The sequence below is a fragment of the Nocardioides eburneiflavus genome (genome assembly GCF_004785795.1).
GTDB classification, from domain to species: Bacteria; Actinomycetota; Actinomycetes; order Propionibacteriales; family Nocardioidaceae; genus Nocardioides; species Nocardioides eburneiflavus.
On the sequence record NZ_SRRO01000001.1, the window covers coordinates 4,113,823 to 4,131,845 of the forward strand.

The 18,023-nt window shown below is 72.7% G+C and carries 17 protein-coding genes; 2 read left to right on the forward strand and 15 right to left on the reverse strand.

The annotated features are described in order from the left end of the window. The 3 genes from argB to argC are packed head-to-tail and all read right to left on the reverse strand — an operon-like array spanning position 1 to position 3,118. Entirely contained in the window at positions 1–945 is a 945-nt protein-coding gene (gene argB, locus EXE59_RS19230) for an acetylglutamate kinase (RefSeq protein ID WP_135840336.1), read from the reverse strand. After that, positions 942–2,093: a bifunctional glutamate N-acetyltransferase/amino-acid acetyltransferase ArgJ gene (gene argJ / locus EXE59_RS19235; protein WP_135840337.1), complete on the reverse strand. Its 1,152-nt coding sequence runs from the start codon at positions 2,091–2,093 to the stop codon at positions 942–944. The genes argB and argJ overlap by 4 nt, the downstream gene beginning before the upstream one ends. Then, positions 2,090–3,118 (reverse strand): N-acetyl-gamma-glutamyl-phosphate reductase, encoded by a 1,029-nt coding sequence (gene argC, locus EXE59_RS19240; RefSeq protein ID WP_135840338.1) that lies wholly within the window; start codon positions 3,116–3,118, stop codon positions 2,090–2,092. Before argC ends, argJ begins: the two co-directional genes overlap by 4 nt. A 101-nt stretch (positions 3,119–3,219) precedes the next feature. On the opposite strand from argC, the gene EXE59_RS19245 reads away from it, so the two are divergent. Further along, complete coding sequence (locus EXE59_RS19245) at positions 3,220–4,032, forward strand: maleylpyruvate isomerase family mycothiol-dependent enzyme (RefSeq protein WP_246056914.1); 813 nt, start codon at positions 3,220–3,222, stop codon at positions 4,030–4,032. A gap of 66 nt (positions 4,033–4,098) precedes the next feature. Here EXE59_RS19245 and pheT read toward each other — a convergent pair whose 3' ends face one another. The 7 genes from pheT to EXE59_RS19280 form a co-directional block, all read right to left on the reverse strand. Beyond that, positions 4,099–6,606 carry a phenylalanine--tRNA ligase subunit beta gene (pheT, locus tag EXE59_RS19250; protein ID WP_135840340.1) on the reverse strand — a complete coding sequence of 836 codons (2,508 nt, stop codon included), beginning with the start codon at positions 6,604–6,606 and terminating at the stop codon, positions 4,099–4,101. Positions 6,607–6,621: 15 nt separating this feature from the next. Then, positions 6,622–7,722, reverse strand: coding sequence for a phenylalanine--tRNA ligase subunit alpha (gene pheS, locus EXE59_RS19255; protein WP_135840341.1), 1,101 nt, complete (start codon positions 7,720–7,722; stop codon positions 6,622–6,624). Between the two features lie 155 nt (positions 7,723–7,877). Next, the gene (locus EXE59_RS19260) at positions 7,878–10,526 is read right to left on the reverse strand and encodes a DUF4153 domain-containing protein (protein WP_135840342.1); all 2,649 of its coding nucleotides are present in this window, start codon (positions 10,524–10,526) and stop codon (positions 7,878–7,880) included. After that, entirely contained in the window at positions 10,523–11,233 is a 711-nt protein-coding gene (locus tag EXE59_RS19265; protein WP_135840343.1) for a response regulator transcription factor, read from the reverse strand. Before EXE59_RS19265 ends, EXE59_RS19260 begins: the two co-directional genes overlap by 4 nt. A gap of 71 nt (positions 11,234–11,304) precedes the next feature. Then, positions 11,305–12,390 (reverse strand): sensor histidine kinase, encoded by a 1,086-nt coding sequence (locus EXE59_RS19270; RefSeq protein WP_246056915.1) that lies wholly within the window; start codon positions 12,388–12,390, stop codon positions 11,305–11,307. A gap of 21 nt (positions 12,391–12,411) precedes the next feature. Beyond that, positions 12,412–12,678 (reverse strand): DUF4031 domain-containing protein, encoded by a 267-nt coding sequence (locus EXE59_RS19275; RefSeq protein WP_135840344.1) that lies wholly within the window; start codon positions 12,676–12,678, stop codon positions 12,412–12,414. Between the two features lie 33 nt (positions 12,679–12,711). Next, positions 12,712–13,830, reverse strand: a complete 1,119-nt coding sequence (locus EXE59_RS19280; RefSeq protein WP_135840345.1) for an epoxide hydrolase family protein — start codon at positions 13,828–13,830, stop codon at positions 12,712–12,714. 78 nt (positions 13,831–13,908) lie between these two features. Here EXE59_RS19280 and EXE59_RS19285 point away from each other — a divergent pair, with 78 nt between their 5' ends. Next, a complete protein-coding gene (locus EXE59_RS19285) occupies positions 13,909–14,889 on the forward strand; it encodes a helix-turn-helix transcriptional regulator (RefSeq protein ID WP_135840346.1) in 981 nt (326 codons plus the stop codon). A gap of 24 nt (positions 14,890–14,913) precedes the next feature. Here EXE59_RS19285 and EXE59_RS19290 read toward each other — a convergent pair whose 3' ends face one another. The 5 genes from EXE59_RS19290 to EXE59_RS19310 form a co-directional block, all read right to left on the reverse strand. Further along, on the reverse strand, positions 14,914–15,690 hold the full coding sequence (locus tag EXE59_RS19290; RefSeq protein WP_135840347.1) for a TrmH family RNA methyltransferase: 777 nt from the start codon (positions 15,688–15,690) through the stop codon (positions 14,914–14,916). A gap of 5 nt (positions 15,691–15,695) precedes the next feature. After that, a complete protein-coding gene (gene rplT, locus EXE59_RS19295) occupies positions 15,696–16,082 on the reverse strand; it encodes a 50S ribosomal protein L20 (RefSeq protein WP_135840348.1) in 387 nt (128 codons plus the stop codon). Between the two features lie 63 nt (positions 16,083–16,145). Next, complete coding sequence (locus EXE59_RS19300; RefSeq protein ID WP_056606600.1) at positions 16,146–16,358, reverse strand: large ribosomal subunit protein bL35; 213 nt, start codon at positions 16,356–16,358, stop codon at positions 16,146–16,148. Between the two features lie 118 nt (positions 16,359–16,476). Then, a complete protein-coding gene (gene infC, locus EXE59_RS19305; protein ID WP_246057089.1) occupies positions 16,477–17,160 on the reverse strand; it encodes a translation initiation factor IF-3 in 684 nt (227 codons plus the stop codon). A gap of 303 nt (positions 17,161–17,463) precedes the next feature. After that, positions 17,464–18,006: an SseB family protein gene (locus EXE59_RS19310; RefSeq protein ID WP_246056917.1), complete on the reverse strand. Its 543-nt coding sequence runs from the start codon at positions 18,004–18,006 to the stop codon at positions 17,464–17,466. Positions 18,007–18,023: the final 17 nt, after the last annotated feature.

Consider the following 18,023-nt stretch of genomic DNA (forward strand, 5'->3'; position numbering starts at 1 on the left):
TCATGAGGGCTCCTCGCTCCCGTAGGGCTTGCGCAGCTTCGTCGCGGCGCCGGGAAGCACCTGGGTGCCGACGCCCTCGTCGGTGAAGATCTCGAGCAGCACCGCGTGCGGCTCGCGGCCGTCGACGACGGTCGCGCGCGGCACTCCCCCGGTGACTGCCTCGTAGCAGGCACGCATCTTGGGGACCATGCCCGCGTCGAGGGTCGGCAGGATCTCGCCGAGGGCCTCGGGGCTGATCTCCTGGATCAGGTCGTCGGAGTTGCCGTAGTCGCGGTAGAGGCCCTCGACGTCGGTGAGGACGAGGAGCTTCTCCGCGCCGAGCGCGACGGCGAGGGCGGCGGCAGCGGTGTCGGCGTTGACGTTGTGGACCACGCCGTCGACGTCGGGAGCCACCGAGCTCACGACGGGCACCCGACCGGCCTCGATGAGGTCGAGGACCGCCTCGGGGCGGACCTTCGCGACCTCGCCGACGAGGCCGAGGTCGACCTCCTCGCCGTCGACGACGGTGTTGGTCGCCTCGGCCGTGAAGAGGCCGGCGTCCTCCCCGGAGAGCCCGACGGCGAGGGCGCCGTGCTGGTTGACCAGCCCGACGAGCTCGCGCTGCACCTGGCCGACGAGCACCATCCGGACGACGTCCATCGCCTCGGGGGTGGTGACGCGCAGGCCGCCGCGGAACTCCGACTCGATGCCGAGCTTGTCGAGCATGCGGGAGATCTGGGGGCCGCCGCCGTGGACCACGACGGGCTTGAAGCCGGCGAAGCGGAGGAAGGCGATGTCCTCGGCGAACGCGACCTTGAGGGCGTCGTCGGTCATGGCGTTGCCGCCGTACTTCACCACGATCGTCTGGCCGTGGTAGCGCTTGAGCCACGGCAGCGCCGCGGCGAGCGTACGGGCCTTGGCGGGGTCGGGGCGGCGCGGGTTCTGGTTGGTCACTGGATCCGTCATGAGCTGTAGGCGCTGTTCTCGTGGACGTAGGCGTGGGTGAGGTCGTTGGTCCAGACGGTGGCTCGCGCGTCGCCGGACTTGAGGTCGATGGTGACGCTGACCTCGCGGCCGGTCAGGTCGACGGAGGCCGGGTCCTCTGCGGGCGTGGACTGCTTGCAGACCCACACGCCGTTCATCGCGACATCGAGGTCGGCGGGGTCGAACTGCGCCTGGGTGGTGCCGATGGAGGCGAGGACGCGGCCCCAGTTGGGGTCGTTGCCGAAGATCGCGGCCTTGAAGAGGTTGCTGCGCGCGACGCTCCGGCTGACCTCGACGGCCTCGTCCTCCGACGCCGCGTGCAGCGTGGTGATGGCGATCTCGTGGTCGGCGCCCTCGGCGTCCTTGAGCAGCTGCATGGCGAGGTCGGTGCAGGCCTGCGTGAGCGCGGCGGTGAAGTCCTCGGGCGTCGGCGTGATCCCGCTGGCGCCGCTGGCCATGACGGTGACGGTGTCGTTGGTGGACATGCAGCCGTCGGAGTCGAGCCGGTCGAAGCTCACCCGGGTGGCAGCGCGCAGCGCGGCGTCGAGCTCGGCGGCAGGCACGACCGCGTCGGTGGTGAGGACGACCAGCATGGTGGCCAGCTGTGGGGCGAGCATCCCGGCACCCTTGGCCATGCCGCCGATCGACCAGCCGGCGCCCTCGACGACCGTGTTCTTGCTGACCGAGTCGGTGGTCATGATCGCCTCGGCCGCGCTCACGCCGCCGTCGGAGGAGAGCGCAGCGGTGGCCGCGTCCACGCCGGCGAGCAGGTCGTCGCGGTCGTTGGCGAGGCCGATCAGCCCGGTCGAGCAGACGACCACGTCGATCGCGCCGATGCCGAGCCCCTCGGCGACCTTCTCGGCCACGGCGTGGGTCGTCCGGAAGCCCTCCGGGCCGGTGTAGCAGTTGGCACCGCCGGAGTTGAGGACGACCGCGCGCACGACGCCGTCCTTGACGACCTCTTGGCTCCAGAGCACGGGGTTGGCCTTGCAGCGGTTCGCGGTGAAGACGGTGGCGGAGTCGAAGGCGGGACCCTGGTTGGCGACGAGCGCCAGGTCCTTGGCGCCGGTGGACTTGAGTCCGGCCGCGACGCCGGCGGCGGTGAAGCCCTTCGGGGTGGTGACACTCATGGGGCGAGTCCGATCGTGGAGAGCCCGGTGGCCTCGTCGAGGCCCAGGGCGAGGTTCATGCACTGGACGGCAGCACCGGCGGTGCCCTTGGCCAGGTTGTCGACCACGGCCACCGCCACCAGTCGTCGTACGCGCTCGTCGACGGTGACCTGCACCTGGACGGCGTTGGACCCGAGCACCGACTGGGTCTGCGGCCACTGGCCGTCGGGGAGCAGGTGGACGAACGGCTCGGAGTCGTACGCGGTGGTGTAGGCGTCGCGCACCTGCGCTGCGGCGACACCGTCGAGCAGCGGCGCCTGGACGGTCGCGAGGATGCCGCGGGACATCGGGACGAGGAGCGGGGTGAAGCCGACCTTCACGGGGCTGCCCGCGACGCCGCTGAGGTTCTGGACGATCTCGGGCGTGTGCCGGTGGGTGCCGCCCACGCCGTAGGCGCTGGCGTTGCCCATCACCTCGCTGCCGAGCAGGTGCGGCTTGGCGGCCTTCCCGGCCCCGCTGGTGCCGGAGGCGGCGACGACGGTGACGTCGGGCTCGACCAGCCCTGCCGCGACGGCCGGGGCGATCGCGAGCGTGGAGACGGTCGGGTAGCAGCCGGGGACGGCGATGCGGCGCGCGCCGCGGAGCAGCTCGCGCTGGCCGGGCAGCTCGGGCAGGCCGTAGGGCCACGAGCCGGCGTGCTCGCCGCCGTAGAACGCCTGCCACTCCCCCGGGTCGTCGAGGCGGAAGTCGGCGCCGCAGTCGATGACGACGGTGTCGTCGCCGATCGCCTGCGCGATCGCCGCGGACTGGCCGTGGGGCAGGCCGAGGAACACGACGTCGTGGCCCGCCAGCGTCTCGACCGTGGTGTCCGCCAGCACGCGGTCCGCGAGCGGGAGCAGGTGTGGCTGGAGCGCTCCGAGGCGCTCACCGGCGTTGGAGCCCGCGGTGAGGGTGCCGATCTCGACGCCGCCGTGGCCCAGGAGGAGGCGCAGGACCTCGCCCCCGGCGTACCCACTGGCTCCGGCAACGGCGACTGATGCGGTCATGTGCATGACTATACATTGCTCTGCATGGATTGCTGCACCGGGGTCCGGCGACGTCCGAAATGCAGGGGCGGGCCGCAGGTCGCTCACCGTACGGTGCCCGGGTGAGCCCACTCCACACCCGCCTGTCCCCCGACGTCTACCTGGACCACCTCGTCCGTGAGTCCGCACTGTTCCGCACGGTGCTCGCCGAGTGCGAACCCGCCGCCCGCGTGCCGGCGTGCCCGGACTGGGACGCCGCCGACCTGCTCTGGCACCTGGCCACCGTCCAGCGGTGGTGGGCGGAGGTCCTGTCCGTGCGACCCGCGCGGCCGGAGGAGGTCGAGCCGGAGCGCCCGGCGGCGTACGACGACCTGCTGGCGGCGTACGACGGGTGGTCGCGCGACCTCGCCGAGGTGCTCGCGGGGGCCGACCCGCGCGACGAGGCCTGGAACTGGTCCGACGACCACACCGTGGGCTTCGTCCTGCGTCGTCAGGCGCACGAGGCACTGGTGCACCGGGTGGATGCCGAGCAGGCAGCGGGGCTGCCGAGCGAGATCGATCCCCGGCTCGCGTCCGACGGCGTGCACGAGTGCCTCGACGTGATGTACGGCGGGATGCCGCCGTGGGGCAGCTGGGAGCCCGGTGAAGGGCTGGTGCGGGTGGACGTGACCGACACCGGCGAGGAGTTCTGGCTCCGCTTCGGCACGTTCTCCGGCACCAGCCCCGAGAGCGGGACGACGTACGCCGACGAGGAGGACTTCCACGTCGTGGATGCGCCGGCTGACGGCGCCGAGCCGGACGTCGTCGTCGACGGGCCGGCCGCGGCCCTGGACCTGTGGCTGTGGAACCGGGGCGGCGACGCCGACATCGCGGTCGCCGGGGACCGGGGCGTGCTCGAACGCTTCACCGCGATCGTGGCGTCGCCGATCGACTGACGGGCCTGGACGTGCACTGGCCCGCGAGTCTCGACTCACGGGCCGGTGGACGTCCTGCCGGGGTGGTCAGGTGCGCTGGACGGCGCCGGTGCGCTCGGCGGCGAGGGCGACGGCGGCGTCGCGTGCGGCTGCTGCCTCACCTTCCTTGAGCGTCCGGTCGGGCGCGCGGAAGCGCAAGGCGTAGGCGAGCGACTTCTTGCCGGCGCCGACCTGGTCGCCGGTGTAGACGTCGAAGAGCCGGATCGACTCCAGCAGCTCTCCCGCGCCCTCGCGCAGCGCTGCCTCGACGGCGGCGGCCGGGACGGACGAGTCGACGACGAGGGCCACGTCCTCCTTGGCGACGGGGTAGGAGGAGAAGCTCGGCGCCTTCCGGAGGTGCACCGCACGCGCCATGAGCAGGTCGAGGTCGACCTCGGCCGCGACCGTCCGCTTGGGCAGCCCGAAGGCCTGGCAGACGGCGGGGTGCACCTCGCCGGCGTGGCCGATGACCTCCCCGGCGACCGAGAGCTCGGCGCAGCGACCCGGGTGCCACGGCGCGAGCTCCACCGCCGAGGCAGCCACCTCGAGGCCGAGCGCGTCGGCCACGGCGCGTACGGCGTCGACGGCGTCGGCCCAGGAGACCGGACGCCCCTCGCCCCACCAGCCGCCGGAGACCGCGTCGCCCGTGGCCACGAGGGCCAGGTGGAGCGGCTGAGCCGGGAGCGCGGCGTCGAGGGCTGCGAACTCCTCGTCGGTCGGACGACGGTCCACGGGCAGGATCGCCGCCGGGCCGGCGTGGCGCGGGAGCGTGACGGTGGCGGTCTCGAAGATCGCCACGTCGGTGATGCCGTGCCCGACGTTCTTGCCGGCGGCGCGCAGCACGCCCGGCAGCAGCGTGGTGGTCATGAACCCGGCCTCGGCGTTGAGCGGGTTCGACAGCTCCAGCAGGTCGCGACGTGGGTCCTCGGCGGTGAGGCCGAGGGCGTCGAGGTCGGCCTCGCCGACGAACGGGAAGCTGACGACCTCGACGAAGCCCTCGCCGGCGAGCGTGCGGCCGATCCGGCGGCGCAGCTGCTGCGGTCGGGTCAGGCCCCTGCCCGACGGCGGGGTCGGCAGGACGGACGGCACCTGGTCGTAGCCGACCAGGCGGACGACCTCCTCGGAGAAGTCCTGGGCGTCGGTGAGGTCGGGGCGCCACGGCGGCGGGGTGACCGACAGCGTGCCTCCCCCGGCACTGGACACCTCGCAGCCGACGGCGCGCAGGCACTCGACGCTCTGCTCCTCGGTGATCGGCATGCCGGACACCCGGGCAGCGAGGTCGCCCGCGACCTCGACGACGGGCATCGCCGGTGGCGTGCCGACGACCGTCACACCGGGGTGGGCCTGGCCACCGCCGTGCTGGACGAGCAGCTCGACGACGCGGTCGGCCGCGGCCTCGCAGATGGTCGGGTCGACGCCGCGCTCGTTGCGCTTGCCCGCCTCGGAGGTGATCTTGTGCCGGCGTCCCGTGCGGAACATCGAGACGGCGTCCCAGTGCGCGGCCTCGACGAGGATCGACGTCGTGGTGTCGGACATCTCGGTCGTCTCACCGCCCATCACCCCGCCGAGACCGATGATCCCGGAGTCGTCGGTGACGACGAGGTCGGCCGGGTCGAGCGGGCGCTTCGTGCCGTCGAGCGTGGTCAGCGTCTCCCCCTCGCGGGCCCGGCGCACGCCGAGGGCGCCCTGCACCTTGTCGGCGTCGTAGCCGTGGATCGGCCGGCCGGTCTCGAGCATCACGTAGTTGGTGACGTCGACGGCCAGCGAGATCGGCCGCATGCCCGCGGCGGTGATCCGCCGGACCATGAAGTCCGGCGTCGGAGCGGCGGGGTCGAACCCGGTCACCATGCGGGCGACGAAGACGGGGCAGCCCACGGCGTCCTCGACGACGACCGGGTGGCCGTGGTCGTTGGCCGCCGGGGTGTCCCGGATCGCCGGGTCGCGGAAGCCGGTCGCGCCCTCCACCGAGACGAGCACCTCGCGGGCGATGCCGCGGATCGAGAGGGCGTACGCGCGGTCGGGGTTGACCTCGAGCTCGATCGTCTCCTCGTCGAGCCCCAGCACCGGGCGTACGTCCTGGCCGGGCTCCCCGGCGTCGGCGGGGAGCACGATGATGCCGTCGTGGTCGTCGCCGAGGCCGAGCTCGCGGGCCGAGCAGATCATGCCCGCCGACAGGTGCCCGTAGGTCTTGCGGGCGCTGATCTCGACGGCGCCCGATCCATGGCTGCCCGGCAGCACGCCGCCGGGCAGGACGGTGGCGACCAGGTCGCCCGGCTCGAAGTTGTGCGCGCCGCAGACGATCCCCTGCGGCTCACCGGTGCCGTTGGCGTCACCGACGTCGACGGTGCACCAGTTGATGGTCTTGCCGTTCTTCTGCGGCTCGGGCTCCATGGTGAGCACGCGGCCGATGACGAGGGGACCGGTGATCTCGCGGCCGGGGCTCTCGATCGCCTCGAGCTTGAGGCCGGTGAGGGTCAGCCGGTCGGTGATCTCCTCGGTGGTGGTGCCGGCAGGCACGTCGACGTGGTCCAGGATCCAGGACAGGGATGCCTTCATGTCAGTTCTCCCCTCTCAGATCTCGGTGCCGAACGCGCTGCTGAACCGGACGTCGCCCTCGAAGAGCGGGCGCAGGTCCTCGAGGTCGTGGCGGAACATGAACGAGCGGTCGATGCCCATGCCGAACGCGAAGCCGCTGTAGACCTCCGGGTCCACGCCGCAGGCGACGAGCACCCGCGGGTTGACCACTCCGCAGCCGCCCCACTCGATCCAGCCCTCCCCGCGGCAGGTGCGGCACTCGGCCACGCCCTCCCCGCCCCGGCACACGAAGCACCTGACGTCGACCTCGGCGGACGGCTCGGTGAAGGGGAAGTAGGACGGACGGAAGCGGGTGGTGATGCCGTCACCGAAGAGCTGGGAGGCGAAGTGGTCGAGCGTGCCCTTGAGGTGCGCCATCGTGATGCCCTCGTCGACCACGAGGCCCTCGACCTGGTGGAACATCGGCGAGTGGGTCGCGTCGTACTCGTCGGTGCGGAACACGCGGCCCGGGCACACGACGTAGATCGGGGGCGTGCGGGTCAGCATGGTGCGCGCCTGCACCGGGGAGGTCTGGGTGCGCAGCACGACGTGGTCGTCGGCGGGCTCGGTCCAGAACGTGTCCTGCATGGTGCGCGCGGGGTGGTCCGGGCCGAGGTTGAGGGCGTCGAAGTTGAGCCACTCCGCCTCGACGACGGGGCCTTCTGCCACCTCGTAGCCCATGGCGACGAAGAGGTCGGCGATGAGCTCCGACTGCATGGTCAGCGGGTGGCGTCCGCCGCGCCGGCGCCGCGTGGTGGGCAGGGAGACGTCGACGGTCTCCTCGGCGAGCATCCGCTCCTCGTGCTCGGCCTCGAGCACGGCCTGCCGCGCCGCCAGGGCCTGGTTGATGGCCGCGCGGGCCCGGCCGACGCGCTGGCCGGCCTCCTTGCGCGCCTGCGGCGGCAGCGCTCCGATCTCGCGGTTGGCGAGCGCGATGGGGGAACGGTCCCCGGCGTGGTCGAGGCGGACCTGCTTGAGGGCGTCGAGGTCGCCGGCGCCGGCGATCGCGGCCAGGGCCGCCTCGCGCATCGCCTCGACCTGGTCGGCCTTGAGCGGGGTCACTTCGACAGGGTCGTAGTCGGTGTTGGGGCCGGACATGGCTCTCTCTCGCGCAGCGACAGCAGGTCGCAGCGAAGTCTAGGAGTGGACGGGCGTCGGGTCGGACGGGGACTCCCCGGACCCGGTGACGTCAGCTGCCCGACGGACCAGGTCCGGGGCGGAGAAATCGCAGGCTCGTGTCCACGGACGCCATGCTACTCGTCGAACGCGGTCCAGACGCCAGCGCATTCCTCGGCGGACGGCCGTGGCCTGCCGTCGAGGTCGACGTCTGCGAGCGCCTCCTCGCCGCGCGAGCGGGCGAGGTTCCACGCCCTCGGGTCGTCGAGGGCCTCCGGACGCAGCGAGCCGGAGGGCAGGTCCTGGAGCACGCAGCGCGCGACGTCGCGCGGCAGCCGCTCGGCGATGACGGGCGCTGCGTCGGCCGAGAGGGTCTGGAGGTAGCGCACGTCGAGCTCGGACGTCGCGTCGTAGCGGTCGAGGTTGCGCCCGGCGACCCACGCGTCGGGGTTGATCGCGGCGAGCCCGATGAGCGCGACCGCGCCGGAGACCAGCGCGATCCGCGGGAGCCACCGGCCCAGCCCGGCAGCCCCGGCGGCCATGATGGAGAGGACCACGAACCCGAGCCAGCCCTCGAAGACGTCGACGAACAGCCGCAGGGTGGTGAAGCCGTACGCGTCCTGGTAGACCGCCATCCCGCGCAGCGCCGAGGCGACGACGAGCAGCGTGAGCGCGCAGAGGACGCCGAGGGAGCCGTACAGCCAGCGACGGTCCTCCGGGGTGCTGCCGGCGCGGCGCGAGGCGACCCAGACGACGAGGACGGTCAGCGCCGTGGCGAGCGTCAGCTGCCCGAACCCCTGGTGGACGAAGTCGGCGTAGGTCAGGCCGGTGGTGGCCTGGATGTAGTCCTCGCCCCCGACGAGTGCCCGGGCCTGCGCGGCGATGAAGGCGACGAACACCGCGTCGACGACGAGCACGGGCACGAGCCACTCGAAGCGGTTGGCGAGGGCGGGGGGACGGCGACCGCCCAGGACCTCGACGTCGGCGGGGTTGAGGGCGAGGTAGGCGGCGCCGAGCGTCGCGGCGAACACGAAGCAGGCGAGGAAGGCCCGCCCGACGAGGTCGTTGAACGTGAGGTTCGGGACCAGCTGGTCGACCCACGACCCGAACACCGGGTTGGCGCTGGCGAAGATCGTGCCGAAGACCCCGAGGCCCAGCAGCGACCAGGCGGTCGTCCGTACGACCGCGGGCGTCCGCGACCCGGTGCCCGCCAGGCGCAACGACCGCGCGAACCACGGGAGCCCGCGCAGCGAGGCCAGCGGCCAGGAGATGCCGGTGAGCAGGATGCCCGCCAGGGTCCGCGCCCCGGTGACACCGCTGAGGAAGACCGCGGTGGCCGCGAGGAGACCGAGCATCTGGACCCACCACGCGTCGAGCAGGGTCATCGGCAGCACCAGCAGCAGCGCCAGGCCTGCACAGGCCAGGGTCCAGGGGTCGCGCCGGCCGCGCGCGGTGAGCAGGGCGGCGACGCCGCACCCGATGGCGACGAGGGTCCACGTGATGCCGACCGCGTTGAACGAGAGGGCGAAGCCCGCGAACAGCCCGGCCGCCGCTGCGGCGACGACGGTCCGCAACCCTGACGGTGCTCCGTTCTCGGGCCAGAACCGGCCGAACAGTCCGTCGAGACCGGGCTGCTGGCGTACGGGTGCCGTCGTCGCCTGCGACTGCGCCGCCGGGCGGGCGGGCGGCTCGACGGACCGCTCGGCTGGCTGCAGGGCGGATGCTGGCGCGGTCATGGCGGGCTCCCGGGTGGGCGACGAAGGGCTGGCGGGCGGCGTCGTCGCGGGCACATCGAGACGGAGCCGCGCACCGGACCCGGTCGCGGGGTCGAGGAAGCGGAGGGTCCCGCCGTGGAGCTGCGCCACCCAGCGAGCCACGGCCAGCCCGAGCCCGGTGCCGCCGGCGCCGTCGGTGCCGAAGCGGTCGAAGACCCGCTCGCGGTCCTCGGGGGCCACTCCCCCGCCCTCGTCGACCACCTCGAGCCACCAGGATCCCGCGCCGGCACCGGGGCCGGCCCCGTCGCCCGTGCCGGCACCGCCCGTGACCCGGACCGAGGTCTCGGCCGGGGCGTGCCGCGCGGCGTTGTCGAGCACGTTGACCAGGAGCTGGCGCAGGCGTGCAGGGTCGGCGCCCACCAGGAGGTCGTCGGCGATGTCGAGGGTGATGGTCCCGGGGCGACCCGCGGCGAGGACCTGGGCGACGGAGTCCTCGACGAGGGCGCGCAGGGCGACGTCCTGGCGGTCGAGGTGGACCACGCCGGCCTCGAGCCGGGAGAGCTGGAGCAGGTCCTCGACCAGCCGTCCCAGCCGGCGCGCCTCGTCGAGCGCGTCGCCCAGGTGGCCGGGGTCGGCCGGCACCACACCGTCGGCGAGGTTCTCCAGCTGCGCGGTCATCGCGGTGAGGGGCGTGCGGAGCTCGTGCGACACCGTGGCGATGAGGTCGCGCCGCTCCCGGTCGACCGTCGCGAGGTCCTCGGCCATCCGGTTGAAGGCGGCGGCGAGCTGGCCGACCTCGTCGGTGGCCGTGGTGCGCACGCGTCCGGAGTAGTCGCCGCGCGCCATCGCGCGCGACACCTCGGTCATGCGTCGCAGCGGCGCCACCATGCCGGCCGCGAGGAGCTGGGTGACGCCGAGCGCGAGCGCGACGCTGACCGGGAGCACCAGGAGCGCGGGCACCCGTGCCGCCGAGCCGAGCAGGGACAGCAGGACGGCGGTGACCACCGAGGCGGCGACGAGGATCCCGAGCTTGACCTTCAGGCTCGAGACGGTGTCGAACCACGCGCTCATGAGAGGTCCTCGAGGGCGTACCCGACGCCGTGGACCGTGCGGATCCGCGCGGCGCCCACCTTGCTGCGCAACGCCTTGACGTGGCTGTCGACCGTACGGGTCGCGCTGGCGCTGGCCCAGGCGTCGCCCCAGTCCCAGACCTCGCGCAGCAGCCGCTCGCGGCCCAGCACCTGCCCCGGCGTGCGGGCCAGGCAGAGGAGCAGGTCGAACTCGGTCGGAGTGAGGTGCACGGCCTCCCCTGCCACGCTCGTACGCCGGGTGCCCGGGTCGATGCGCAGGCCGCCCACCTCGATGGCCGCTGGGCGCTCATCGGCCAGCGCGGCCGCCCGCTCGACCCGGCGGAGCAGGGCCGCGACCCGGGCCACGACCTCGCGCATCGAGAACGGCTTGGTGAGGTAGTCGTCGGCACCCACGCCGAGGCCGACGAGCACGTCGGCCTCGTCGTCGCGAGCGGTGAGCATCAGGACGGGGACCGGTCGCGCGGCCTGGATGCGTCGGCACACCTCGAGGCCGTCGAACCCGGGCAGCATCACGTCGAGCAGCACGACGTCGGGTCGCACCGCGGCCGCTAGCTCGACCGCGGACGGCCCGTCGAAGGCCTGCTCGACGACGTACCCCTCGGCGCGGAGCCGCTGCGCGAGCGCCTCGTTGATGGCGGGCTCGTCCTCGACCACGAGGGCGGTCCGCGGCGCCGGTCCGGATGTCATGGCACGACCCTAGGATCCTGGACGGTCGGGAGACGGGGGCGACTCGTGAAGGTTGTGTGGAGGTGGGGCCCTCAGTCGGGTCGCAGGTCCTCGCGCGGCCAGTCGACCATCACCCGGGCGCCGCCGCCGGGGGCGTCGTCGATCGTGACCCAGCCGCCGTGGGCACGGGCCAGACCGCCGACGATGTACATGCCGAGGCCGCTGCCTCCCGACTCCCCGGTGGTCCAGAACTTGGTGAAGACGCGCCGGCGGAGCTCGACCGGGATGCCGTCGCCCTGGTCGTCGACGGTGATGCGCACGCCGTCGAGGCTGTCGGAGGACGCCAGGCTGACGCTCACCCCACCCTGGCCGTGGCGGACCGCGTTCTCGACGAGGTTGGTCACGACCTGCGTGAGCTTGTCGGGGTCGGCGAACACCTCCGGCAGGCCCGGCTCGACCGTGAGGGTGATCTCGCGGGCGGTGCCGGCCTCGATGGAGTCCACGACGCGGCCGACCAGCACCTCCGCGGACGACTGGCGGGGGTAGAGCTGGAGGCGTCCGGTGTCGATCCGCGCGACGTCGAGCAGCTCGGCGATGAGCCGTGCGAGGCGGTCGGCGTCGGCGTTGACGGTCGTCAGCATCAGCTTGCGCTGGTCGTCGGTGAGCTTGTCCCAGCGGTTGAGCAGGGCCTGCACGAAGCCCTTGACGCCGGTGAGCGGCGAGCGCAGCTCGTGCGCCACGGTGGCCACCAGGTCGGAGCGCTCACGGTCCAGCCGGGCGCGCCCGCGCCCGCTGCGGAGGCCGACCGCGATGCCCGTCACGGGCTTCAGCGGCTCCTCCCGCACGAGCCGGGCGGTCGTGAGCACCTCGTCGCCCGAGGCGTTGAGCCAGGACTGCTCCGGGACGCCGCGCACGATCGAGACGGAGTCGAACGGCCGGTTGACGTCGAGCCAGGTGCGTCCGTCCTGGTCGAGCAGCCGGAGCACGTCGGCGAGCGGCAGCCCGAGCGCCTCCTCGGCGTCCACCCCGAGCAGCGCCGCACCCTGGGCGTTGAGGATCGTCACGACTCCCGAACGACTCGCGCCGAGGATGCCGTCGGGGTAGAAGTCCGCGAGCGTGCGCAGCCGGGTCTGGCGACCGTTGTCCACGCGGTGACGTGGTGCGCTGTGGTCGGACACGGTCGCCACCCTAGGCCAGACCTACCTGCCGAACTGCGCTTTGGGCCGCCGCAGCCCCGCGGCGCGAAGAGCGAGGACCAGCTCGCGCGAGGAGACCGGGACGGCACCGGCCGCCACCATCGCGGCGTAGTGGTCGGCCGGCACGTCGTAGTGGTCGCGGTCCCAGCCGCGGGGCGGGATCCCGTGAGCGGCGGCGAACTCGTGCGCCTCGGCGTACGACGTGTCGCTGGCCAGGTGGGACCAGAGCCGGTCCCACCTGGCCACGGCGGGTGGGTCGATGAGGATCATTGTCGAGCGAGGCTAGCCGGTCCCCGCTGGAGCTCAGGAGAAGAAGCCCCGGATCGCGCCGGCCAGCTCCTCGGGCACCTCCATCGAGGCGAAGTGCCCACCGCGGGGGTGCTCGGTCCAGGACACGATCGAGGTGTTGTCGCGCTCGGCGAAGGGCCGCATCGACCGGAAGTCGTCGGCGAAGACCGCCACGCCGATCCGGCCGTCGTTGATGCGCGGCTCGCCGTCGCGGTCGGCGTGGTAGAGCCGGGTGGCGCCGGCGCTGCTGTTGGTGAACCAGTAGAGGCTGACCTGGGCCAGGACCTGGTCGCGGTTCAGGAGGCCGGTGCCGTTGCCGAAGTTCTCGAACAGCTCGTTGTAGGCGAGCTGGCCGACCGGCGAGTCGCTGAGGGCGGCGGCGACGGTCTGCGGACGCGAGGCGTTCATGGCCGCGAACCCGTTGACAGTCTGGAACCACCCGGCGAACTCCAGCGCCCCGTAGTCGGCCGGGGTCATCCGCTCGAACTCGGCCGGGTCGCCCGACGGGAAGGAGAAGAGCTGGAGGACGTGCGCGCCGAGGAAGCCCTCCGGGGCCAGCATCGCCAGCTCCCGCGCCACGATCGCGCCGTTGTCGGACCCGTGCGCGCCGTACGAGTCGTAGCCGAGGCCGCGCATGAGCGCGTCCCACGCCCGCGCGATCCGCGGCGAGTCCCAGGCGCCGTCGGCGAGCGGCTGGCTGAAGCCGACCCCCGGGATCGACGGGATCACGAGGTGGAAGTCGTCGGTGAGGTGCGGCACCAGGTCGATGAAGTCCAGGAACGAGCCCGGGTAGGTGTGGAGCAGCAGGAGCGCGGTGGCGTCCTCGTTGGCCGAGCGCACGTGCACGAAGTGGACGGTCTGGCCGTCGATCTCGGTGAGGAACTGCGGGTGGGCGTTCATGCGGTCCTCCTGCGCGCGCCAGTCGAAGCCGTCGCGCCAGTGGGCGACCATCTCGCGCAGGTAGGCGACGGGGGCGCCGGCGGTCCAGTCGTGGGTCCCGGCGGTGTCGGCGGGCTCGGCGGCGTAGCGGGTGCGGGCCAGCCGGCCCTGGAGGTCGTCGACCGCGTCCTGCGGGACGGCGACCGTGAACGGGCGGAGGTCGAGGGTCTGGGACTGGTTCTGGTGAGTGGTCATGCCGGTACGGTAGGAAGGGTTCCGGCACGCTTCGTTCCGCTTCTACCGCCCCTCGTCCACGATTCTCCGAGGCATCCGATGCCGCTCCAGACCTCGTCACGCCTGCTCGCCCTGCTCGGCCTGCTCCAGGCCCGCGCCATCGTGCCGGCGTCCGACCTGGCCGCGCGGCTCGGCGTGGGTGAGCGCACCGTGCGCAAGGACGTCGAGCGGCTCCGCGAGCTCGGCTATCCCATCGACTCCGTGCGCGGGCCGTCCGGCGGCTACCGCTTCGGCGACCACGGACGGCTTCCTCCCCTGCTCCTCGAGGCGGACGAGGCCGTGGCGGTGGCCGTGGGACTCGGCTCCGCGGCCACGGTCCGGGGACTCGAGGAGCCGAGCGCACTCGCGCTGGCCAAGCTCGAGCAGGTCCTGCCCGATCGGTTGCGTCGTCGCGTCCGGGCCCTGCACGAGAGCACCGACGTGGGTCCGGCCAACACCACCACCAACACCGAGGCCCCCGTCGTCGACGTCACGGTCCTCGCCGACCTCGCTGCGGCGATCCGTGACTGGGACGGGCTGCGGCTGCGGTTCCGCCCCGGAGGGGACCCCGCTGCGGACGTGCGGGTCGAGGTCGACCCGTACCGGCTGGTGACGTGGCAGGAGCGCTGGTACGTCGTGGGCCGCGACCGGAGCGACCGCCGGTGGCAGGCCTACCGGGTGGACTGGCTCGAGCTGCGTACGCCGGGTGCCGGCCGGTTCGCGCCCGACCCGCTGGAGGGCGGCGACTATGCGGCGTTCGTCCTGCGGGAGGTGGCGTCCACGGGGTGGTCGGTCCACTGCCGCATCGCGGTCGACGCGCCCGCCGAGGAGGTGCTGCGACGGATCAACCCGGCCGTGGGCGTGGTGGAGACGGTCGACGAGGAGCACAGCGTCCTGGTCACCGGGGCCGACAGCGTCGAGACCGTGGCGGTCTGGATCGGGATGCTCGGCCTCGACTTCCACGTCACCGAGCCGCCGGAGCTGGTCGCGCACGTCGCGACCCTCGCCGAGAGGTACGCCGGCGCCGTGACGGGTCGCTGACGGCCGGGTGCGGGCCGGGTGGCCTCAGGTGCGCTGCGCTCGGGCGCTGGCGTAGAGGCAGACAGCGGCTGCGGTCGACAGGTTGAGGCTCTCGGCGCGGCCGTGGATCGGGATCGCGACCCGGTGGTCGGCGAGCGCCGCGAGCTCGTCGGGCAGGCCCCAGGCCTCGTTGCCGAAGAGCCACGCGGTCGGACCGGACAGGTCGGCCTCGAACAGGTCGACCTCGCCCGCTCCGTCGGCGGCGAGGACGGTGAGGCCCCGCGCCTGCGCTGCCCGCACCGCGACCGCCGGGTCGGGCTCGTTGGCGAACGGCAGGTGGAACAGGCTGCCGACGGTGCTTCGGACCGTCTTGGGGTTGTAGGCGTCGACGGACTGGCCGGCCAGCACCACGGCGTCGGCGCCCGCGGCGTCGGCCGTACGGATCACGGTGCCGGCGTTGCCGGGATCGCGGACGTCGGCGCAGATGGCGAGCAGCCGCGCCGACACCGCCACCACGTGCTGGAGCGGCGCGTCGAGGTGACGGCACACCGCGACCACGCCGGCCGGTGACACCGAGTCGGACAGGGACGCGAGCGCGCGCTCGTCGACCAGGGTCACCGGCGCGTCGGCGAGCAGCCCGGCGTACTGCCCGAGGGCGGCGGGGGTCGCGAAGACCTCCACGACGCAGCCCTCGACCGCGAGGGCTCCTCCGACCGCCTTCGGACCGTCGGCAAGGAAGAGCCGCCGCTCGGTTCGCACCGAACGGCGGCTCAACTTGCGGGCCTCCTTCACGCGCGTGTTGCCGGCGGTGAGGGGCTCCATGTGGGTCAGGCGGAGACCTTGGGCGCGTTGACGTCCTCGGGCAGCGCGGCCTTGGCGGTCTCGACGAGGGCGGCGAAGGCCGGGGCGTCGTTGACGGCGAGCTCGGCGAGGATCTTGCGGTCGACCTCGATGCCGGCCAGTCCGAGGCCCTGGATGAAGCGGTTGTAGGTCATGCCGTTGGCGCGGGCCGCAGCGTTGATGCGCTGGATCCAGAGCTTGCGGAAGTTGCCCTTGTTCTTGCGGCGGTCGTTGTAGCTGTAGACCAGCGAGTGGGTGACCTGCTCCTTGGCCTTGCGGTAGAGCCGCGAGCGCTGGCCGCGGTAGCCGCTCGCGCGCTCGAGGGTGGTACGACGCTTCTTCTGGGCGTTCACTGCGCGCTTCACGCGTGCCATGGGGTTACTCCTTGATGCATTGGGAAAGACGGGACGGCGGCTGAGCCACCAGGGGATTGAGGCTCAGATGCCGAGCATCTTCTTGGCGCGCGAGACGTCGCCCTTCTCGAGCTCGACCATGCCGGCGTTGCGGCGGTGCTTCTTGCGGCTGCCCGTGGTCGGCGCGGACGCGAACGCAGCGCCGGACTTGCGGCCGGCCTGCAGGCGCATGATCTTGCCCGAGCCGGTCACCTTGAAGCGCTTCTTCGCGCCCGAGTGGGTCTTGTTCTTCGGCATGTCTGCCTCAACTTCCTTGTTCGTGCGTGGTTCGGGGGTGGTGCTGGGGTGGGGCGAACGGGTTCAGGTGGCTGTCACGGCTTCGCCGCGACCTGCTCGATCGAGCCGTTCGCTGCGCTCACGCCTCGATCTCAGGATCGAGGTTCTCGGAGCGACGGCGCTCCTTCTTCTGCGCGACGGGGCCAGCCGCGTGGGCTGCCTCGCGCTCGGCGTCCTCCTCGGCCTTGCGGTCCGCGCGCTCCTTCTCCTTGGTGGCGCGGGCGGCGTCGGCGTCGATCTTGGCGTCGGCCTTCTTCTTGTGCGGGCCGATGACCATCGTCATGTTGCGACCGTCCTGCTTGGGCGCGGACTCGACGAAGCCGAGCTCCTGCACGTCCTCGGCCAGCTTCTGCAGCAGGCGGAAGCCCAGCTCGGGACGGTGCTGCTCACGACCGCGGAACATGATCGTGATCTTGACCTTGTCGCCGGCTCCCAGGAAGCGCACGACGTGACCCTTCTTGGTCTCGTAGTCGTGCTTGTCGATCTTGGGACGAAGCTTCATCTCCTTGATGATCACGTTCGTCTGGTTGCGGCGCGACTCGCGGGCCTTCTGGGCGTTCTCGTACTTGAACTTGCCGTAGTCCATGAGCTTGCAGACCGGGGGGCGTCCCTGGGGCGCGATCTCGACGAGGTCGAGGTCGGCCTCCATGGCCAGCTTGAGTGCCTGGTCGGTCGGCACGATGCCAACGGTCTCGCCGTTGGGTCCGACGAGCCGGACCTCGGGTACGCGGATCCGCTCGTTGATGCGCAGCTCGGTGCTGATGGGTCCTCCAGTGGTTCGGTGGGTGGGAGCTCCACTGTGCCCTGTCGAATCACTTCGCCCGGAAATGCACAATGGCTCCCGCTGGTGCCAAGCGGGAGCCAGTCACGACACGTCCCCCTGTCGGAGGAGCTCGTGGTCACAGAGGTCGCGCGACTCCTGTGCTCACTGGGACCTTGACCCGACGATCTGTGGTGCAGGGCGATCGATGCGGGTGGGAGACGGTGGTGCTGCCTCCGCTTGGCGGGATCGGCGCCACCGTGGATCCGTGGTGGCACTGATCGGTCAACACGGAAGGTTAGCGGATCATTCCGCCGACGGGCCAATCCAGCCGTGTCCTCCACCCGACCCGGTGAGCTCGACGAGGCGCCAGCCCGCGGCCAGTCTGCCGAGGTCCTCGCCGTCGACGACGTAGGGTGCGGGTCCGGCGAGGTCGACGAGAAGGGCCTCGGCCCCGTCCTGGACCGCGGCCGTGGCCGCCGTGGCGGTCGTCACCGGCACCGGACGCGCCTCCGGGTTCCAGCGGGCCATCGTCTCGGTCGAGGTGAAGGCCAGCAGGCCCTTGCTCCTGTCGGCGGCCTGGACGAGCACCGCGGCCATGTCGGACGACTTGTCGTGCGCGAGCCCCTGCTCGTCGTGCTCGACCTCGCCGAGGATCGCGACGACGGGCACGAGCAGCCTGGCGTCCTGGAGCGCTGACAGCGCGGCGCCCGACGTGACGGTCCCGGCGACGTGCCCGGCCAGCGCCTGCGCGAGGCGTACGTCTGCAGCGCCGTCGTCGTCGGCGAAACCGGGGTCCGGGATCGTGCGCACGAGGTCGTCGGGGTGGGGGCTGTCGGCGGGGGGCACGGCGCCATCCTCTCGCC